Origin of the sequence: Burkholderia sp. AU16482 (genome assembly GCF_002223285.1) — a bacterium.
GTDB lineage: Bacteria > Pseudomonadota > Gammaproteobacteria > Burkholderiales > Burkholderiaceae > Burkholderia > Burkholderia semiarida.
This window is the reverse complement of the sequence record NZ_NKEY01000006.1, coordinates 1346173-1365078: the sequence shown is the minus strand read 5'-3', so window position 1 is coordinate 1365078 and position 18906 is coordinate 1346173. Positions and strand designations below refer to the sequence as shown.

Sequence of the window (18906 nt, the reverse complement as noted above, 5' to 3'; positions counted from 1 at the left end):
AGGAGAGGCGCCGGCTATCGTCGCAGCGGCGCATGACGGCGCGGCGCGTCATGGCCGCGAACGGAACGGCAGCCGCGCGACGAGCGGCCCGTAGAGTTTGGCGACGAGATACAGCAGCCCGATCGCGACGGCGTCGGCTGCCAGCCCGAGCGGCACGTCGAGATAGCCTTCGGTCGCCTGGTAGAGCAGCGAATCGACCGCGAGCGAGATGCCGGTGCCCGCGACGAAGCACAGCAGTCCCTGCCGGCCGATCGTGCCGATCCACGGCATCGCGTGCGCGACCTTCTTCATCCAGCCGAGGTGCACGAGCTTGGCGGCGAGCCACGCGATCGCGAGGAAGTTCACGAGCCGCAGCGCGCCGAGGTTCTGCTTGATCGACGGATCGGTCGGGAACGGCTCGATGCGCAGCCGGTAGTATGCGCCGGCCGCGACGACCGCGAGCGACGCGGCCGTCAGCAGCCAGCCCTGCGGCCTGGGCGCGAGGGTCTGGTAGACGGGCTGGCAGCGCGCGATCACGCCGAGCACGAACAGGAACTGCCACGCGAACGGGTTGAAATCCCACGGCGCGCCTTCGACGGTCGGCAAGAAGCGCGCGACGTGCGGCGCCGCGTACCACAGCGATCCGCTGAACGCGAGCATCAGCCACGGCTGCGTGCGCGCGAGCGGCAGCGCGAGCGGGACGAGCAGCGCAAAGAATGCGTACATCGGCAGCACCGACGCGAGGTACGGCTGGCGGCGGAACAGCAGGATGTCGCGCAGCGCGGCGAGCGGCTTGTGCAGCAGCCCGTCGAGATCGTTGGTCGGCATGTTCGGGCCGTCGATCGCCAGCGCATTCAGCGCGGCGGTGATCAGCAGCATCAGGCCGGCCGTCACGAGGAACGCGCGGTAGATCTCGAACGCACGCCGGATGAAGCGCTGGCGCGCGGCGGCTTCGTCGTGCCGCTCGGCGAGCGAGTTGTACGCAATGGCGGTCGCGAAGCCGCCGAGGAACACGAACACCTCGGCCGCGTCGCACAGCGCGTACGCGTGCAGCGTCACGCGCGACAGGATGCTGCCGCCGATGTGGTCGACGACGATGACGAGCAGCACGAGGCCGCGGAAGAAATCGAGCTCGGCGTAGCGGCCGGCCCGGGCCGGCGCGCTCATCGGAGCGCCTTTCGGCGCGGGCCGCGGGCACGGCCGGCACGCGCCGCGCATGAATCGGGGTCAAGCATGACTTCGTGAAGAAATGGCGAACGGATGCGCATTGTGCCACCGATGCGGCGCCCATCGGGTTTACGCGGATGGCGGGCCGGCCCGTCGCCGCCGACAAGCGCGGTCGGGCCGTGCGCGCAACCCGGCAGTTGGACGAGCGCAACGCTTTGCGCGCGACGACCGGTACCCGATGGACGGACGATTTCCGACGTGACACCATTTTGTCCTCACGCGGCCGCACACCGCGTCGTCCGCCCTGCGGGCCACACATACAACAGATCGAACATGCGCCGGGCGTTTGGCCTGCCCGGCCCCCGGCTCCGGAGATTCGTCATGAAGAAGCACGCCATTTTTGCCGCCGCGCTCGCCGCTTGCGCCGCGCCGGCCTTTGCCGAGAACAGCGTGACGCTGTACGGCCTGATCGACGAAGGCTTCAATTACACGAACAACGTCAACGTCAATGGGGTCGGAAAGACCAACTACCAGCTCGCGAGCGGCTATGCGCAGGGTAGCCGGTGGGGCCTGAAGGGCAGCGAGGATCTCGGCGGCGGGCTGAAGGCGATCTTCACGCTGGAAAACGGTTTCGACGTGAATAACGGCCGGCTCGGCCAGGGCGGCCGCATGTTCGGCCGTCAGGCGTTCGTCGGGCTGTCGGAGTCGCGCTTCGGCACGCTGACCTTCGGCCGCCAGTACGATTCCGTCGTCGACTATCTCGCGCCGCTGACCGCGAACGGCAACTGGGGCGGCACGCTGTTCTCGCACCCGTTCGACAACGACAACACGGACAACTCGTTTCGCGTCAACAACACGGTCAAGTACGCAAGCCCCGACTGGAACGGCCTGACGCTGGGCGGCACGTACAGCTTCAGCAACAGCACGGGCTTCTCGAACAACCGCCAGTACAGCATCGGCGCGCAGTATTCGCTCGCCGGGCTGCAGGTCGCCGCCGCCTACCTGCAGGCGAACAATCCGGGCATCGGCAACGCGGGCGCGATCGCGGCCGACGACGCGAACTTCGTCGCCGATCGGCTGCGCATCTTCGGCGGCGGCGTCAACTATACGTTCGGCCCGGCCACGGTCGGCTTCGTCTATACGAAGACCGACGTGAAGAACCCGGTATCGACGGTCTACCTGCCGGCGTCGACGTTCGCCGGCCTCGGGCTGACCGCGACGAAGTTCCAGAACTTCGAAGTCAACGGCAAGTACCAGCTCACGCCCGATTTCTACCTCGGCGCGCAGTACGTGTACACGGACGGCAAGTACGACGCCGCGGCCGGCTCGTTCAAGCCGAAGTACCACACGGTCGGCCTGATGGCCGACTACAGCCTGTCGAAACGCACCGACGTGTACCTGCAGGGCGCGTGGCAGAAGGTGGCCGGCGACAAGACGGGCACGGCGGCCGACGGCGGCTACGTCGTCGGGACGGACGGCCCGTCGTCGTCGTCGAACCAGTTCTCGGTGCGCGCCGCGATCCGCCACAAGTTCTGAGTGCGCCGCCGTCGGCGCGCATGTCCCGGCACGGCCGCCGTCAGTCCGCCCGGTGCGTGCCGCCGAGCGTTTGCGCGAGCCAGTCGACGAAGATCCGCACGCGCGGCGCCAGGTGCCGGCCGGTCGGGAACACCACCGCCACGGGCAGCGGCGCCGCATTCCATTCCGGCAGCACCTCGACCAGCGAACCGTCGGCGAGCAGCGGCGCGAGCCCGTCGCGCGGCGCCTGGATCAGCCCGAGGCCCGCGACGCAGCACGCGAGATACGCCTGCGAGCTGTTGACCGACACGACGCTGTGCATTTTGACGGTGCGCATCTCGCCCGAATCCATGTCCGCATATTCCCAGTCCAGTTCGCGGCCCGTGCGGCTCGAAAAATAACCGACCGCGACGTGGTCCGGCAGATCGTCCGGCGAGCGCGGCGTGCCGTGGCGCGCGAGATAGGCGGGCGACGCGCAGTTGATCTGGGCCATCTCGCCGACGCGCCGCGCGACGAGCGACGTGTCGGACAGCACGCCGACCCGCACCGCGCAGTCGATGCCGTCCGCGACGAGATCGACGAAGCGGTCGGTCGTGCTGATCACGATGCGCAGGTCGGGGTAGCGCGCGTGGAAATCCGGCAGCGCCGGAATCACGTGATTCAGCGCGAAACGTTCGGGCAGGTCGACGCGGATCACGCCGCGCGGCGACGCGCCGGCGTCCTCGAACAGCGTTTCCGCGTCGTCGAGATCGGCCAGCAACCGCACGCAGCGCTCGTAGTAGGTCGCGCCCTCGGCGGTCAGCGCGACGCGCCGCGTCGTGCGTTGCAGCAGCCGGACCTTCAGGTGCTTTTCCAGATACTGGACGGCGTTGCTGACCGTCGGGCGCGGCAGCTGGAGTTGCTCGGCCGCTTTCGTGAAGCTGCCGAGATGGGCGACGCGCGCGAAGATGCGCATTGCTTGCAGATGGTCCATGCGGGCGAGAACCTTGGCGGGAAAGGAACAGGCTCCATTGTTAATCAGCGTCGAATGGTTTGGTGGCGCGTTTCGCGTTTATCGCGCGGCGTCACGCGGCCAGAATCCGTTCCATCCACTCACCATTTGAAGGAAACGGACATGGACATGCGTCAACTGGGCCGCACGGGCCCGCAGGTATCGGCGATCGCGCTCGGCTGCATGGGGATGTCGGATTTCTACGGGCCGGCCGATCGCGACGAAAGCATCGCGACGCTGCACGCGGCGCTCGACCACGGCATCACGATGCTCGACACCGGCGATTTCTACGGGATGGGCGATAACGAGATGCTGATTCGCGACGCGCTGCGCGGCCGTACGCGCGACCAGGTGCGCATCAGCGTGAAATTCGGCGCGCTGCGCGATCCGGCCGGCGGGTTTGCCGGCTACGACGCGCGGCCCGCGGCGATCCGGAACTTCGTCGCGTATTCGCTGAAGCGGCTCGGCACCGACTACCTCGACATCTATCGCCCGGCCCGCGTCGATCCGGCGGTGCCGATCGAGGAAACGGTCGGCGCGATCGCCGATCTCGTGAAGGCCGGGTACGTGCGCCATATCGGGCTGTCCGAAGCCGGCGCGGACACGATCCGCCGCGCGGCCGCCGTCGCGCCGATCGCCGATCTGCAGATCGAGTACTCGTTGCTGTCGCGCGGGATCGAGGCCGAGATCCTGCCCGTGTGCCGCGCGCTCGGCATTGGCGTGACGGCCTACGGCGTGCTGTCGCGCGGGCTGCTCGGCGGGCGCTGGACGGCGGCGCGGCAGGGCGAGCGCGATTTCCGCGCGGCGAGCCCGCGCTTCCAGGGCGAGAATCTCGCGCACAACCTCGCGCTCGTCGACGCGCTGCGCGCGATCGCCGACGAGAAGGGCAGCAATCCGGCACAGGTCGCGATCGCGTGGGTACTGTCGCGCGGCGCCGACATCGTGCCGCTGGTCGGCGCCCGCAAACGCACGCAATTGCAGGACGGCTTGCTGGCGACTGAATTGCAACTAACGGTCAACGATCTCACGCGTATCGAAGCGGCGGTCCCCGCCGGGGCGGCTGCCGGCGAGCGTTATCCGGCCGCGCAGATGGCGCACCTCGACAGCGAGCAGGGCCGGGGGTGATTCACGGGGCCGGATCGACGCGCCTGAGCGCTCCGTCCGGCGAGCCCGAGCCAGCCTCAGGCAAAACCAGATGGCGGGCGGCATGGCAGGCGGGCACCATCGGCGCCGTACTCAACGGACGGAATGCCTCCATGCAAATGCATACGCTGGCGATCGTCGTGCTGGTTTTCCTGCTGGCCGGCGCGGTGAAGGGGATGATCGGGCTCGGGCTGCCGACGATCGCGATGGGGCTGCTGACGCTCGCGATGCCGCCGTCGGCCGCAGCAAGTCTGCTGCTCGTCCCGTCGTTCATCACCAACGTGTGGCAGCTGTGGCTCGGCCCGTCGTTCGGCGCGCTGTTACGCCGGCTGTGGCCGCTGCTCGCCGGCCTGACGGTCGGCACGCTGACGGGCGGGTTGCCGGCGCTGGCGGCCGGCAGCACGTGGACGCACGCGGCGCTCGGCGTGGTGCTGGTGCTTTACGGGCTATGGGGGCTGGCGGCCGCACGGTTGCCCGCGCCGGGGCGCCACGAAAAATGGCTGTCGGCCGTGGTCGGCTACCTGACGGGCGTCGTGACGGCCGCGACCGGCGTGTTCGTCGTACCGGCCGTGCCGTACCTGCAGGCGCTGCGGCTGTCGAAGGACGATCTGATCCAGGCGCTCGGGCTGTCGTTTACCGCGTCGACGATCGTGCTCGGCCTGCAGTTGCGCGTGACGGGCGCATTGCAGACGGTCGACCTCGGCGTGTCGGCGCTCGCGCTCGTGCCCGCGCTGGCGGGAATGGCCGGCGGCCAATATGCGCGGCGCGTGATGAGCGAGAAGATGTTCAAGCGTTGCTTCTTCGTCGGGCTGGTTGTACTGGGCGCGTATATGGCGGGGGCAGGGTGGTGGTGAACGTGTAGCCGGGCGCCGAATGGTCCCGAAGCCGGTTTCGCGAGCCGTCACGGGATCCCGGTCACGCGCCTCACGCCGGATCGGCTACTTCAGTTTCCACCCGACCGTGCGAGTCGCGCCCGCGCCGAGTGTGACCGGCTTCGGCGTGCACGCGACGTTCGAAGGCAGTTGCCCGACCGGCAGCGTCGACAGCGGATTCGTCGTGCCGTTCACCGCTCGGCGTATCGGTGTGCGAGGCCGAGCGCAGGCCGGCGCGCGCGACGGCCTGCCGTTCCGACGACGTCAAAGCTGCTTTTCGATCGCCGCCTTGTCGATCACCGACCACACCTGGCGGATCTTGCCTTCGTGAAATTCGTAGAACACGTTCTCCGCGAACGTGACCTTGCGGCCGTCGATGGCGAGCCCCATGAACGTCCCTTTCGGTGAACACGTGAAGCGAAGGCGGCACGCGACGCGCGGCGGCTCGCACGCGAGCAGCCGGATCTCGAAACGCAGATCGGGGATGTCGCGGAAGTCCTGTTCCAGCATCGCGCGATAACCGGCGAGGCCGAGCGGCCGGTCGTTGTGAATCACGTCGTCGGATACGTATTCGCCGAGCGACGGCCAGTCCTGCCGGTTCAGGCAGTCGATATACGCGCGATAGCGGGTGGCGAGATCGGTGTCGGTCATGGCCATGTCTCCGTATGTCGATCGGGTGAGTCGAATGTGGCGCGCGTTACCGCGGCGGCGTGGCGCCCGACAAAAACGCGACGAACTCGCGCGTGTACTTCGGCAGCGCGTCGAACGACCGCGCGCAGAGCGTCAGTTTCCGATGGCTCCACGGATCGGACAGCTCGACGAGCCGCACGTCCATCGTCTGCATCGCGCGCTCGGCCGCATGCCGCGACACGATGCCGATGCCCACGCCGCTCGCGATCACGCGGCAGATCGCGTCGAAGCTCTTCAATTGCACGCGATAGCGGATCCGCTTGCCGAGCGCGCGCGCCTGGTCGGCGAGATGCACCTGCAGCGCGCTGCCGTCGGTGAGGCCGATGAAGTCTTCGCCCGCGATGTCGTCGAACGCGATCTTGTCGTGCGACGCGAGCGGATGCGCGGCCGGCACGACGACGATCAGCCAGTCTTCGCGGAACGGCTTTTGTTCGAGCCCGCCGAGGCCGACCGAATCGGCGACGATGCCGATCTCGGCCGTCTTGTTGCGGATCGCATGCACGATCTCCTGGCTCGAGCGTTCCTCGACGCTGATCGACAGCTTCGGATGGCGCGGCAGGTAATCGGCCAGTGCGTCGGGCAGGTATTCGCTCAGCGATGCGGTGTTGCACAGCAGCCGGATATGGCCGCGCAGCCCCTGGCCGTATTGCTGCAGTTCGCCGCGCATGTGATCGATCTGCTGCAGCACGGTGCGCGCGTGGTGTTCGAGCGCGCGGCCCGCATCGGTCGCCTGCGCGCCCGACTTGGTCCGGTGCAGCAGCGGCACGCCCAGTTCGTCCTCCATCCCGCGAATGCGCTCGCTCGCCGCCTGCAGCGTGATGTGCGTGCGTTCGGCGCCGCTCGTGATCGTGCCGGCCTCGCAGATGTTCAGGAAGAGCCGCAGGTCGGTCAGGTCGAAGCGCATGATGGCAAGGCGATGGGGGGAATGGCCGATAAGTTAGCAGGAACCGCGGCGGCGGTCTCAGGGTTGGCCTGAGACCCGGTTCGCCGCTTCCGCATTCCCGGGGCGCGATCGATGGCCGATCATGAACGCACATCAACCGGGGAGCCCGTCATGCGGATCGATTCGTCATGGGGCGTGTCGTTCAAGATCGCGCTGCATCTGCTGTTCCTGTGCGTCGGCGTCGCGTGGGCCGGGGCCCAATTCGTCGCATGGTTGAGATGAACGTCGCGCGTTTGTCTATGAAAACGAAGTTGCCATAGTTTTTTTGCGACGAAAATTCTTCCGTTTTTCTCCGAAAGGACCATCAAGTTTTTCCGGATCGGACCGTATTACCGGTAACGCATGCCGGCCGGCATCCGCTCCGTGATCGTTTGTCATCATTGTTTGCATCCGGTTACACGTCGGCCGTTCCGTTTTTGAGATGCTTGAAGGATTGTCAAACCGGAGTCGGATCGTCCATGAAAACGCGCGAGATTCACCGCAAGGCGGCGTGGCTGTCGGGCCTGGCCGCCGTGCTCGTCATGGCCGGTTGTGCAAGTACGCAGTCCGTTGCGCCGAGCGACACGCTGGCGGGGCAGCCTTCCGATTCGAGCCGGCCTGCCGCGCCGTCGGCCGGACCGATGCCGGCCGCGCCTATGCCGGCCGCGCCTAAGCCGGCCGCGCCGATTCTCGTCGCGAAAAAGTACGTCGTGAAGCGCGGCGACACGCTGACGGGCATCGCATCCGCGAACGAGTGCAGCGTGGCCGACTTGCGCACCTGGAACAAGCTGGCCGCGAACGGCAGGCTGCGCCTGGGGCAGGTCCTGCGCATCGTCAAGCAGCAGCCGCTGCCGCCCGCGGGCGCGGCTGGCACGCAGGCTGTGGCGGGCAATGGCGCGGCGGATAATCAGGCCGCTTCGCCGGCCAATCCGCAAGCCACCGCGTCGACCGCGAGCGACCGCCAGGTCGTCAAGGAAACGAAGCGCCATGCGGGCGGCGTCGCGCTGAAGTGGCCCGCAACCGGCAAGATCGTCGAAGGGTTCCGGCCCGGGCAGAACCGCGGCATCCAGATCGCCGGCCGGCCGGGCGACCCGGTTCGCGCCGCGGCCGACGGCCGGGTGATGTATGCGGGCACCGGCCTGAACGATTACGGCAGCCTGATCATCGTGCAGCACAACGCGGATTTCCTGACCGCCTATGCACACAACCGCAAGCTGCTCGTGAAGACGGGCGACATCGTGCATCAGGGCGATGCGATCGCCGAGATGGGCGACCTCGACAACTCGCGTGTCGCGCTGCTGTTCGAGGTGCGACGCGACGGCAAGCCGGTGAACCCGATGCCGTACCTGCCTTCGTCGCAAGGGTGAAGCGCGGCCGTCGCGCTGGAACGCGGCGGCGGTCGCTGCTACGCTAGGTGTTCATGCGAATCCCGCCATCGCGGGGCCGACGGGCGTCTTTCGGGGATGCGCGGCGAATGCCGTCGCGGGCCGGCCGTCGGCGTGAACGGTCGCGCGTCGCCGATGCGCGGCCGCGTTGCTTCGCGCCACCGTTTCCGACAGAACAGATCTCATCCATGGAACATTCTCCGACACGCCGCTCGCTGTTGCTTGCCGCCGTTGCCGCGCCGTTCGTTGCCGCATGCACGTCGGCGCCGGTCGCCGACCAGGGGCGCGCCCATACTGGACAAGCCGAACTCGCCGCGCTGGAAAAAGCCTCGAACGGGCGGCTCGGCGTCGCCGCGCTCGATACGTCGAACGGCGTGCGCATCGCGCACCACGCGCGCGAGCGCTTCCCGCTGTGCGGCACGTATGCGGTCATGGCGGCCGCCGCGATGCTCGCGCGCGGCGCGCTCGACGCATCGCTGCTGCCGCGCCGCATCCTGTACCGTCGCTATGAAATCGTGTCCGGCTCGCCGATTACGGAAAGCCGCGTCGACACCGGCATGACGATCGCGCAGCTGTGCGCGGCGATGCTGCAGTCGGGCGACAAGGGCGCGGGCAACCTGCTGATGGGCGTGCTCGGCGGCCCGCAGGCCGTCACGGCGTTCGCGCGCGAAAGCGGCGACACCACCTTCCGCCTCGATCACTGGGAACCCGAGCTGAACAAGGCCGCGCCCGGCGACGAGCGCGACACGTCGACGCCGGTCGCGATGGTCGACACGCTGCAGCGGCTGCTGCTCGGCGACACGCTGCGCGAACCGCAGCGCGCGCAACTGACGGAATGGATGGTCGGCGGCGCGCGCGGCGCGACCGGCATCGCGGCTGGCGTGCCGCCCGGCTGGCGCGTCGCCGACAAGGCCGGCACCGGCGGCTACGGCACGACGACCGACATCGCGGTGCTGTGGCCGCCGTCGCACGCGCCGATCGTGATGGCCGTGTCGTTCACGCAGCCGGAGGCGACTGCCGCGGCGCGCGCGGACGTCGTCGCATCGGCGGCGCGCATCGCGGCGGGCGCGCTTACCGCGACGGCCTGAGTATCCGGCGTCTCGCGCAAAGCCGGCGTTTGGCTTATCGTGTCGGTCAGCGCGCGCCGGCGTCGGCGCGCGGCCCATCCGCGCCGTTTCCCGTTTCCCGTTCGCCATGCGCCGACTTCCGCCCCTGCACGCGCTGCAGATCTTCTCGACGGTGGCTCGCCACCGCAGCTTCACGCGCGCGGCCGAGCAGCTGTGCATCACGCAGGGCGCGGTGAGCCGGCAGATCCAGACGCTCGAGGCGCATTACGGTTTTCCGCTGTTCAGGCGGCATGCGAAGGGCCTCACGCTGACGGCCGAGGGCGAGCAGTTGTTGCCGGTGGTCGACGAGAGCTTCGCGCGGATCGAGGACATCTCGATGAAGCTCACGCGGCAGCGCACCGATCTCGCGCTGAAGGTGCCGACCTGCGTGATCCGCTGGATGCTGCCGCGCATCATGCGTTTCCAGGGCGAACATCCCGATCTCCACGTGCAGATCACGACCGCGTGGCAGCACGTCGTCGATTTCTCGAGCGAACCGTTCGATGCGGCGATCGTCTACGGGACCTCGCCCGGCCCGGGCGTCGTCGCGCTGCCGCTGTTCGACGAGCGGCTGACACCCGTTTGCGCGCCCGAGTTGCGGCAAGCGTCGCCGCTCGATGCGGTCGGCGATCTCGCGCGCCATACGCTGCTGCATCCGACGCGCGACCACCGCGACTGGCGCGCATGGCTCGACCATGCGGGCGAGCGTGGAGTCGATCCCGCGCGCGGGCCGACGTTCGACACGCTCGATCTCGCGACGAACGCGGCGATGCAGGGCTTCGGCGTCGCGATCGGCGACGTGACGCTCGTCGACGACGACGTCAGCGCGCGCCGGCTCGAACGGCCGTTCGACATCGTGCTCGAGACGGGCGCGCGCTACTTCTTCGTCTATCCCGAGAACCTCGGCGGCCAGCAGAAGATTCGCGCGTTCAGCGACTGGATCGCGCGCCATCGCGACTGACGCGCGGCCGCGGCGAGCTTTACTGGTAGGTCACGACGGCGATCATCGGTGCACGACTGTTGCCCGCGCGCTTCGGTAAAACGATTGCGCCCGAAGCTTCGGTAAAGGTCGTGGTCTTGACGGCCTGCTGGCTCGCCGCGTCGACGAACGCGATCTGCCCGGTCGCGGGCCGCGGGCAATCGGCGCGTATGCGGGCGGCGTTGGCCGTGTCGGGCGCGAACGAGCAGGGCGGCTCGACGATCATGCCGGTGAAGTGGATGATGCCGGATGCGCCTTCGGCAAAGGACGAGGAAGGCGCCAGAAGCGAGGCAGCCAATGCGAACGAGGCGGCGAACAGGCGATGCTTCATGACAGGCTCCAGAGAGGAAGCGCGTCGCAGCGAGGCCGCTCGAATGGCAGTCCGTCAACGCTGCGATGCTGTATGCGTAAACGGCAATTTCATCGAACCTCTTGAGTGAGAAACCGGAAATAACGACGACGAGCAAACGACGCCGTGTTTCTTCAATCAATTTATCTCAAAATTGTGCGGCCGCAAGTCAGGGTATTGCCGATGACGTAGGCTCGGTGGATACCCGTCAATGGATGCGGGATTTGCAGGTAAATCGTTGAGGGCTCAACGAATCGGCAATCCTGAGAATGGCGATTCGCCAAAAGAAAACGGCCGCTCGCGCGGGGCGAGCGGCCGTGTTGCGCTGGCGCGCGGCGGGCGGTGTTCAGCCCGCGCGCTTGCGGATCGCGCCGACGACCACGAGCAGCACGATCGCGCCGATGATCGACGCGATCCAGCCGGCGCCCTGGCCAGGCGCGTACCAGCCGGCCGCGCGGCCGACGTAGCCGGCGACCAGCGAACCCACGACGCCGAGCACGATGGTCATCAGGATACCCATCTTGTCGTCGCCCGGCTTGAACGCGCGGGCGAGGAGGCCGACGATGAGCCCGACGACCAGGGTTTCGATGAATTGCAGCATGGATGCCCCCTGTTGCTGTTGAGTTGTTGACGAAAGGAAATGGACTCGCCCGGCGCACCGGGGTTCCCTGCGACGGCGAACCCGTGCGCGGCGTGCCGAGTATCGCATGCCGGCGCGTCGTGCGGATGTCAGGCGGTCGGCACACCGGCCGCCGGATCGAGCCGTCGATAGCCTTCGGTCGCGTTCAGCAGCGTGCGCGTGTAGTCGCGTGCGACCTGCCCGGCGCGCACGTCCTCGACCCGCAATTGCTCGACGATCTCGCCGTGCTGCATTACCGCGACGCGCTGGCACAGGAAGCCGATCACCGCGAGGTTGTGGCTGACGAGGATCATCGTCAGGTTGCGTTCGCGATGCAGGCGGCGCAGCAGGTTGAGGATCTCGGCCTGCACCGATACGTCGAGCGCGGACGTCGGCTCGTCGAGCAGCAGCACGCGCGGCTCGACGATCAGCGCACGCGCGATCGCCACGCGCTGCCGCTGGCCGCCCGACAACTGGTGCGGATAGCGGAAGCGGAACGCGGGGCCGAGGCCGACCTCGGCGAGCGCGCGGGCGATCCGCGCATCGGGGTCGTCGATCGCATGGATCGACAGCGGCTCGCGCAGCGTCTGATCGACGGTGAAGCGCGGATGCAGCGACGCGTACGGATCCTGGAACACCATCTGCACGTGGCGGCGGAACGCGCGATCGGGCGTGCCGCCCACCGGGCGGCCGTCGATCGACAGGCTGCCGGACGCGAGCGGCACGAGGCCCGTCAGCGCACGCAGCAGCGTCGACTTGCCGGAACCCGATTCGCCGACCAGCCCGAACACTTCGCCGTCGCGCACCGCGAAGCTCGCGTCGCGCACGGCGTCGACGTGACCCGTGCGGGTCGGGAAACGGATCGATGCGTGATCGACGTCGATCATCGTGCGGGCTCCTGTCGATTGGCGGGCGCGAAGGCGGGCGGTGCGGAATCGAGCCATGCCGGATCGCGCCGCAGCACCGGCAGTTCGTCGGGCGGGTTCGCGAGCGGCGGGTTGGCCGCGAGCAGGCCGCGCGTATAGGGATGCGAAGCGTCGCGCAGGTCGCGCGCGGCGCAGGTTTCGACCACGCGGCCCGCATACATCACCGCGACGCGATCGCAGAACGACATCACGAGCGGCAGGTCGTGACTGATGAACATCAGGCCCGTGCCGTGGCGCGCGATCATCGCGTCGAGCACCGCGAGCACCTGCATCGACACCGCGACGTCGAGCGCGGACGTCGGCTCGTCGGCGATCAAGAGGCGCGGGCCGGTCGACACCATCATCGCGATCATCACGCGCTGACCCATGCCGCCCGACAGCTCGTGCGGATACGCATCGGCGACGCGCGCCGGGTCGCGGATCTGCACGGCCGCGAGCGCCTCGACGATCCGTTCGCGCAGCGCGCGGCCGCGCAAGCCGGGCTCGTGCAGGCGGAACGCCTCGCCCATCTGCTTCGCGACCGTCATCACCGGATTCAGCGAATATTTCGGGTCCTGCAGGATCATCCCCATCTGGCTGCCGCACAGCCGCCGGCGCTCGCGCGGCGACATCGCGAGCAGGTCGTGCCCCGCGAAGCGCATCGTGCGCGCCGAAAAGCGCGCGGCGTCGGGCAGCAGGCCGAGCAGCGCGCGGCCCGTCAGCGACTTGCCGGAGCCCGATTCGCCGACGATGCCGAGCCGTTCGCCGGGCGCGAGGGTCAGCGACAGGTCGCGCACGGCGTCGGTCACGCTGCCGTCGTGCCCGCGAAAGCCGATCTTCAGCCCGTCGATCTCGCAGAGCGGCGCCGGCGCGGTAGTGGAATTCGTCGGCATGTCACGCTCCATGACGGGGATCGAAGACGTCGCGCAGCCCGTCGCCGAGCAGGTTGAACGCGAGGCTCACGAGCAGGATCGCGATGCCGGGCAGCGTCGCGACCCACCACGCGTCGAGCAGCACGTTGCGGCCCGACGCGACCATGAAACCCCACTCGGGGCTCGGCGGCTGCGCGCCGAGGCCGAGAAAGCCGAGGCCCGCGACGGTCAGGATGATGCCGGCCATGTCGAGCGTCGCGCGCACGATCACCGACGACATGCACAGCGGCATGATGTAGCGCAGCAGGATGCGCGGGCCCGACGCGCCTTGCAGCCGCGCGGCATGGATGTAGTCGGCTTGCGCGATGCGGATCGTCTCCGCGCGCGCGAGCCGCGCATACGCGGGCCACGCGGTGATCGAGATCGCGACCACGGCGTTGATCACGCCGGGGCCGAGCGCGGCCGCGAACGCGAGCGCGAGCACGATCTTCGGGAACGCGAGCGCGATGTCGGTGATGCGCATCAGCACGCTGTCGACGAAGCCGCCGCAATAGCCGGCCGTCGTGCCGATCAGGAGGCCGATCGGCACGACGATCGCGACGACGAGCAGCGCGATGCCGAGCGTCAGGCGCGACCCGGCGATCAGCCGCGAGAGGATGTCGCGGCCGAGCTGGTCGGTGCCGAACCAGTGCGACGGCGAGCCGGGCGGCAGCAGCCGGTCGGACAGCACCTGGCGCAGCGGATCGTGCGGCATGATCAGCGGGCCGACGATCGCGACGACGATCAGCGCAAGCAGGATCGCCAGCCCGAACAGGTTGAGCGGATTCGTGGCGAACCGGCGCCAGCGCCGGTACGCGAGGCCGAACGCGGCTTGCGAGCGCGACGCGGGCGCATCGGAAAGCAGCCACGCGCGCAGGGACAGACGCTCGGCGCTCATGGTTGGACGACCTTCGGCATCGGCGATGAAAGAAGCAGGAGGGAAGCGGTCATGTCGGGGCAGTCCTTTAGCGCGCACGCGGATCGAACACGCGGTACAGCGCGTCGGTCAGCAGGTTGACGGTGATGAACATCGCGCCGATCACGAGCGTCGCGCCGAGCACCGCGTTCATGTCGGCGTTCAGCAGCGCGCCGGTCAGGTACGAGCCGAGCCCCGGCCACGCGAACACGATCTCGGTCAGCACCGAGCCTTCGAGCAGGTTGCTGTACGTGAGCGCGATCACGGTGAGCAACGGCACCATGATGTTGCCGAACGCATGCCGCCAGATCACGCGGCGCTCGGACAGGCCCTTCGCGCGCGCGGTGACGATGTATTCCTGGCTCAGCTGGTCGAGCATGAACGAGCGCGTCATGCGGCTCAGATACGCGACCGAGTAGTAGCCGAGGATCGCGGCCGGCAGCGCGATGTGCGATACCGCGTTGCGGAACACGTCCCACTCGCCCGCGAGCGCCGCATCCAGCAGCAGGCTGCCGGTGCGCGGATCGACCATGCCGTCGTACACCGGGTCGAGCCGGCCGGGGCCGCCGACCCAGTGCAGCCGCGCATAGAACAGCAGCAGCCCCATCAACCCGAGCCAGAACACCGGCACGGAATTGCCGATCAGCCCGACGAAGCGCGCGACGTGATCGATCGGCCGGTTGTGCTTCACCGCGGCCGCGACGCCGAGCGGCACGCCGATCGCGATGCCGATCAGCGTCGCGATCGTCGCCAGTTCGAGCGTGGCCGGAAACACGCGCCGGATATCGTCGAGCACCGGGTTCGCGGTCAGCAGCGACACGCCGAGATTGCCGTGCAGCACGTCGCGCGCGTAGATCAGGAATTGCGTGGCGAGCGGCTTGTCGAGCCCGAGCGCGATGCGCTCGGCCGCGTACGCTTCGGCCGACGCGCGATCGCCGAGGATCGCGAGCACAGGGTCGATCGGCACCTTGCGGCCGATCACGAACGTCAGCGCGAGCAGCCCCGCGAACGTGACGGCGAGCGTGATCGCCCAGCGCAGCACGCGCAGCGCCCAGCGTACGGCCGGGCGCCGCGCGGGCAGCGTGCGCAGCGCTTCGAGGGAGGAGGCGGGAGTCGACATGCGGCGAATCTTATTGCTTCTTCAGGTTGCGGTACGACACGAGATCGTTGATCGGCCCGACTTCGAGCCCGCTCACGCCGGGCCGCGTCGCGACCTGCGCGACTTTCTCGAACATGATCACGAACGGCGAGCGCGCGAGCACTTCCTTCTGCATCGTCTGGTAAAGCTGCGCGCGTTTCGCGGCGGCCGGTTCGGCGAGCGCGGCGTCGGTTTGCTTCGTCAGTTGCGGGATGTCCCAGCTGTTGCGCCAGGCCAGCATTTTATAGCTCGACTTGTCGGCGTTGTCCGGATTCCACGCGAAACCCTGCGCGTTGCTGTGCGGATCGATGTAGTCGGCCGACCATTCGCCGATGTAGATGTCGTGCTGGCGCGCGCGGTATTTCGCGAGCGTCTGCTTGTTGTCGCCGGGGATCAGTTGCACCTTGATGCCGGCCTGCGCGAAATTCGCCTGCACGGCCTGCGCGATCTCCGTGTACGGATAGTCGTTGCGCACGTCCATCGTCACCGAAAAGCCGTTCGGCACGCCGGCCTTCGCGAGCAGCGCCTTCGCCTTCGCGACGTCGAGCTTGTACGGGTTCGCGTTCAGCGTGCCGAGGAAGCCTTCGGGCAGGAAGGTCTGGTGCACCTTGTAGGTCGTCTTCACGACGTTGCCCTGGATACCCGCGTAGTCGACGAGCCATTTCAGCGCTTCCTGCACGTCGGGTTTCGCGAGCGTCGGGTTCTTCGTGTTCAGGCCGAGATACAGCAGCGTCGCCTGCGGCGATGCCGCCACCTTCGCCTTGCCCGACTTCACGACCGACGCCAGATCGTCGGGGCTCAGGTCGCGCGCCGCGTCGACGTCGCCGTTTTCCAGCAGCAGGCGCTGGCTTGCCGCTTCGGGCACGTGGCGCAGCACGATGCGCTTCATCGCGAGCGGCAGCCGGTAGCCGTCGAAGCGTTGCAGCACGAGGCTGTCGCCGGCCGTCCATTTGACGAGCCTGTATGCGCCGGAGCCGGCTTCGTTGGTCTTCAGCCACGCGTTGCCGAAGTCGTTGCCTTGCTGGTGCGACAGCAGCAGCTTCCTGTCGAGCACCGACGCGGGCCACGAGCCGAGCACGTTTAGCACGAAGGTCGGCGCGTACTTGCGGTCGGTCGTGACCGACACCGTCGCGTCGTCGAGCTTCTTCACGTTCGCGACGACGTTCGCCTTCGTGAGGCCGATGCCGGTCAGCACGGCGGCCGGCCCCTTGTCGAGCAGCACCGCGCGCTGGATCGACCACGCGACGTCGTCGGCCGTCAGCGGGTTGCCCGAGTGGAACTTCAGGCCGGTACGCAGCTTGAACGTGTAGGTCAGGCCGTCGGGGCTCACCGTCCACGATTGCGCGACGTCGCCGTTGAATTTCGATGGATCGCGCAGGTCGACGCGCACGAGCCGGTCGTACGTGTTCGCGACGTATTCCTCCGGCACCAGTTCGTAGATTTCGCCCGGGTCGAGCGTCGTGAATTCGTCGAGCAGCGTGGCCATCACGAACATGTCCTTCGGCGTTTCCGCGTGGGCGGCGGCAAGCGGAACGGCGGCGAATACGGACGCGGCGGCCAGCGCCGCGACGAGCCGGGAGGTCGGGAATTTCATGGGCGCTTCTCCATCTGTCGTTTGAGTCGTTGAACGTGAACGTGCATGAAAAAGGGGGCGTGCGCTGCCGCTACATCAGGCGCCACGGGCCGCTCGCCGCATTGTCGATCTGCGGCAACGCGTGCGAGCCGGGCAGTTCGTAGTGCCACCATTCGCTGTCGATGTGCGCGAAGCCGGCCGCGTGCATCACGCCGAGCAGCAGCAGCCGGTTGCATTGCACGTGTTCGGGCAATCCCGCGTGAAAATGACCCGACGCGGCGACCATCTCGTCGAAGCCCGTGCCCATGTCGAGCGGCTCGCCGTTCGCGCCGACGAGCGTCAGGTCGAGCGCGGTGCCGCGGCTGTGATTCGAGCCGCGCCCGAGATCGGCGATGAAATTCGGATCGGGCAGGAAGTCCCACAGCACCTGCTGCGCCTGCGGCGGCCGGTAGGCGTCGTAGATGCGCAGCGTGAAGCCGGCCTGCGCGGCGACGTCGACCGCGCGGCGCAATGCGGCTTCGGCCGGCGCCAGCAGCAGGCAGTGCGCGCGGCGGTAGATCGGCTTGCCGGTCAGGTTGCGGTCGGTCGCATAGACGAGATCGATGTCGACGCGATGCGTGGCGGGCGTGATTTCGACGAGGCGGTGATCGTTCATCGGCGGGGCGGCTTCGCTCAGGATTCGAATTGGTCGAACGTGCGCTGCAGTTCGCGGTTGCGCGCGACGCGCCGGTCGATCGCGGGGCCGAGGCGGTCGACCACGGCCGTGATCAGCAGGTTGAACAGGCAGGTGAGCGGTGCGAGCGAATCCCAGAACTGGCCGACGTCGGTTTTCACCTGCAGCAGATCCGCCGGCCATTCGCGCGCCCACGGGCAATACAGATCGGTGACCAGCGCGAACGGCTGCCCGCGCTCGGCGGCCGCCTGGCAATAGCGGCGCGCGCTGCGCGAATACGCGCGCGTGTCGGTGACGATGCAGTACGGCCGTTCGAACTCGGAATTCAGCGAATCGACGTACGAACCCGACTGGCCGTCGGAATAGAACACGCGCGGGCGCAGGTATTCGAGGTAGCTGCTGAATGCGTTGCTGATGCCGCGCGTCGACTGGATGCCGAGGATGAACACGGCGTCGGCATGCGCGATCCGGTCTGCCACCTGCGCGAACACCGGGCCTTCGGCCAGGCGGTACACGTGGCGGATCGCGTCGAGCTCGCGCTCGAGCGACGACGCGAGCGTGCTGCCATTGCTGTTGCTGTCGCGCTCGCCGGCGGTCGTTTGCGTGGCGCTGGCGCGGCGGTACTCGTCGAGCCGGTCGGTGATCATCCACGGGCGATCGCCGCCGCCGCGCAGTTCGCGTTTCAGGTCGTCGAGATTGCGGTAGCCGACGCTGCGCAGGAACCGCCCGACCGAAATGCCGCTGGTGCCGGCTTGCTGCGCGATCTGGTCGGCGGTCTCGAGGCCGAGCCGATCGAGGTTCGCGAGCATGTAGCTCGCGATGCGCTTGGCGGTCGGCGTCAGCTCGGCATAGCGGGACTCGACGGTATGGGCGAACGCGCAGGTCATCGGCTGTTAGATCGTTGTCATTTGATGATTCGATGTCATCTATCTGACAAAACCAAAATCATTGGCGCCAGCGAATAAAAACTATGGCTGGCTCACGATGATAGGGGCGGGGAACACCCGATGAGCGGAGACGGGTGGCCCGCATGACGGATTATTCCTGACAGGCATATTGCGCGTTTATGTTTG

At 68.0% G+C, this 18906-nt stretch carries 20 protein-coding genes; 6 read left to right on the top strand and 14 right to left on the bottom strand.

Features of this window, described 5'->3' with window-relative positions:
- Window positions 1-48: 48 nt before the first annotated feature.
- Window positions 49-1146, bottom strand: coding sequence for an OpgC domain-containing protein (locus tag CFB35_RS23530; RefSeq protein WP_060310813.1), 1098 nt, complete (start codon window positions 1144-1146; stop codon window positions 49-51).
- Window positions 1147-1527: 381 nt separating this feature from the next.
- Here CFB35_RS23530 and CFB35_RS23520 point away from each other — a divergent pair, with 381 nt between their 5' ends.
- The gene (locus CFB35_RS23520) at window positions 1528-2682 is read left to right on the top strand and encodes a porin (RefSeq protein ID WP_060310814.1); all 1155 of its coding nucleotides are present in this window, start codon (window positions 1528-1530) and stop codon (window positions 2680-2682) included.
- 40 nt (window positions 2683-2722) lie between these two features.
- On the opposite strand, the gene CFB35_RS23515 is transcribed toward CFB35_RS23520, so the two are convergent.
- On the bottom strand, window positions 2723-3634 hold the full coding sequence (locus tag CFB35_RS23515) for a LysR family transcriptional regulator (protein ID WP_089465608.1): 912 nt from the start codon (window positions 3632-3634) through the stop codon (window positions 2723-2725).
- Window positions 3635-3775: 141 nt separating this feature from the next.
- Here CFB35_RS23515 and CFB35_RS23510 point away from each other — a divergent pair, with 141 nt between their 5' ends.
- Together CFB35_RS23510 and CFB35_RS23505 are read left to right on the top strand one after the other, a co-directional pair.
- Window positions 3776-4777 (top strand): aldo/keto reductase, encoded by a 1002-nt coding sequence (locus tag CFB35_RS23510; protein ID WP_089465607.1) that lies wholly within the window; start codon window positions 3776-3778, stop codon window positions 4775-4777.
- Window positions 4778-4908: 131 nt separating this feature from the next.
- Window positions 4909-5649, top strand: a complete 741-nt coding sequence (locus CFB35_RS23505) for a sulfite exporter TauE/SafE family protein (RefSeq protein ID WP_089465606.1) — start codon at window positions 4909-4911, stop codon at window positions 5647-5649.
- Window positions 5650-5733: 84 nt separating this feature from the next.
- On the opposite strand, the gene CFB35_RS35430 is transcribed toward CFB35_RS23505, so the two are convergent.
- From CFB35_RS35430 to CFB35_RS23495, 3 genes are all read right to left on the bottom strand, one after another.
- A complete protein-coding gene (locus tag CFB35_RS35430) occupies window positions 5734-5862 on the bottom strand; it encodes a hypothetical protein (protein ID WP_256940235.1) in 129 nt (42 codons plus the stop codon).
- Between the two features lie 69 nt (window positions 5863-5931).
- Complete coding sequence (locus tag CFB35_RS23500; RefSeq protein WP_060311673.1) at window positions 5932-6318, bottom strand: ester cyclase; 387 nt, start codon at window positions 6316-6318, stop codon at window positions 5932-5934.
- Between the two features lie 46 nt (window positions 6319-6364).
- On the bottom strand, window positions 6365-7261 hold the full coding sequence (locus CFB35_RS23495) for a LysR substrate-binding domain-containing protein (RefSeq protein ID WP_059584965.1): 897 nt from the start codon (window positions 7259-7261) through the stop codon (window positions 6365-6367).
- 497 nt (window positions 7262-7758) lie between these two features.
- On the opposite strand from CFB35_RS23495, the gene CFB35_RS23490 reads away from it, so the two are divergent.
- The 3 genes from CFB35_RS23490 to CFB35_RS23480 all read left to right on the top strand — a co-directional run bounded on the left by CFB35_RS23490 (window position 7759) and on the right by CFB35_RS23480 (window position 10731).
- Window positions 7759-8646 (top strand): peptidoglycan DD-metalloendopeptidase family protein, encoded by an 888-nt coding sequence (locus CFB35_RS23490; RefSeq protein WP_089465605.1) that lies wholly within the window; start codon window positions 7759-7761, stop codon window positions 8644-8646.
- 206 nt (window positions 8647-8852) lie between these two features.
- A complete protein-coding gene (bla, locus tag CFB35_RS23485) occupies window positions 8853-9752 on the top strand; it encodes a class A beta-lactamase (RefSeq protein WP_089465604.1) in 900 nt (299 codons plus the stop codon).
- Window positions 9753-9858: 106 nt separating this feature from the next.
- Window positions 9859-10731: a LysR substrate-binding domain-containing protein gene (locus CFB35_RS23480; protein WP_059584968.1), complete on the top strand. Its 873-nt coding sequence runs from the start codon at window positions 9859-9861 to the stop codon at window positions 10729-10731.
- Window positions 10732-10750: 19 nt separating this feature from the next.
- On the opposite strand, the gene CFB35_RS23475 is transcribed toward CFB35_RS23480, so the two are convergent.
- From CFB35_RS23475 to sapR, 9 genes are all read right to left on the bottom strand, one after another.
- Complete coding sequence (locus tag CFB35_RS23475; RefSeq protein WP_059639607.1) at window positions 10751-11080, bottom strand: hypothetical protein; 330 nt, start codon at window positions 11078-11080, stop codon at window positions 10751-10753.
- Between the two features lie 364 nt (window positions 11081-11444).
- On the bottom strand, window positions 11445-11699 hold the full coding sequence (locus CFB35_RS23470) for a GlsB/YeaQ/YmgE family stress response membrane protein (RefSeq protein ID WP_059584970.1): 255 nt from the start codon (window positions 11697-11699) through the stop codon (window positions 11445-11447).
- 128 nt (window positions 11700-11827) lie between these two features.
- Window positions 11828-12604: an ABC transporter ATP-binding protein gene (locus CFB35_RS23465; RefSeq protein WP_060310822.1), complete on the bottom strand. Its 777-nt coding sequence runs from the start codon at window positions 12602-12604 to the stop codon at window positions 11828-11830.
- Window positions 12601-13515 carry an ABC transporter ATP-binding protein gene (locus tag CFB35_RS23460; protein WP_089465603.1) on the bottom strand — a complete coding sequence of 305 codons (915 nt, stop codon included), beginning with the start codon at window positions 13513-13515 and terminating at the stop codon, window positions 12601-12603. Before CFB35_RS23460 ends, CFB35_RS23465 begins: the two co-directional genes overlap by 4 nt.
- A gap of 1 nt (window position 13516) precedes the next feature.
- Window positions 13517-14431 (bottom strand): nickel transporter permease, encoded by a 915-nt coding sequence (nikC, locus tag CFB35_RS23455; RefSeq protein WP_089465602.1) that lies wholly within the window; start codon window positions 14429-14431, stop codon window positions 13517-13519.
- A 67-nt stretch (window positions 14432-14498) separates the two neighbouring features.
- Window positions 14499-15569 (bottom strand): ABC transporter permease, encoded by a 1071-nt coding sequence (locus tag CFB35_RS23450; protein WP_059584974.1) that lies wholly within the window; start codon window positions 15567-15569, stop codon window positions 14499-14501.
- A gap of 10 nt (window positions 15570-15579) precedes the next feature.
- Window positions 15580-17181, bottom strand: coding sequence for an ABC transporter substrate-binding protein (locus tag CFB35_RS23445; RefSeq protein ID WP_060968811.1), 1602 nt, complete (start codon window positions 17179-17181; stop codon window positions 15580-15582).
- Between the two features lie 70 nt (window positions 17182-17251).
- Window positions 17252-17815 carry a D-alanyl-D-alanine dipeptidase gene (gene ddpX, locus CFB35_RS23440; RefSeq protein WP_089465601.1) on the bottom strand — a complete coding sequence of 188 codons (564 nt, stop codon included), beginning with the start codon at window positions 17813-17815 and terminating at the stop codon, window positions 17252-17254.
- A gap of 17 nt (window positions 17816-17832) precedes the next feature.
- Complete coding sequence (gene sapR / locus CFB35_RS23435; protein WP_059584977.1) at window positions 17833-18720, bottom strand: sap1 transcriptional regulator SapR; 888 nt, start codon at window positions 18718-18720, stop codon at window positions 17833-17835.
- Window positions 18721-18906 lie beyond the last annotated feature (186 nt).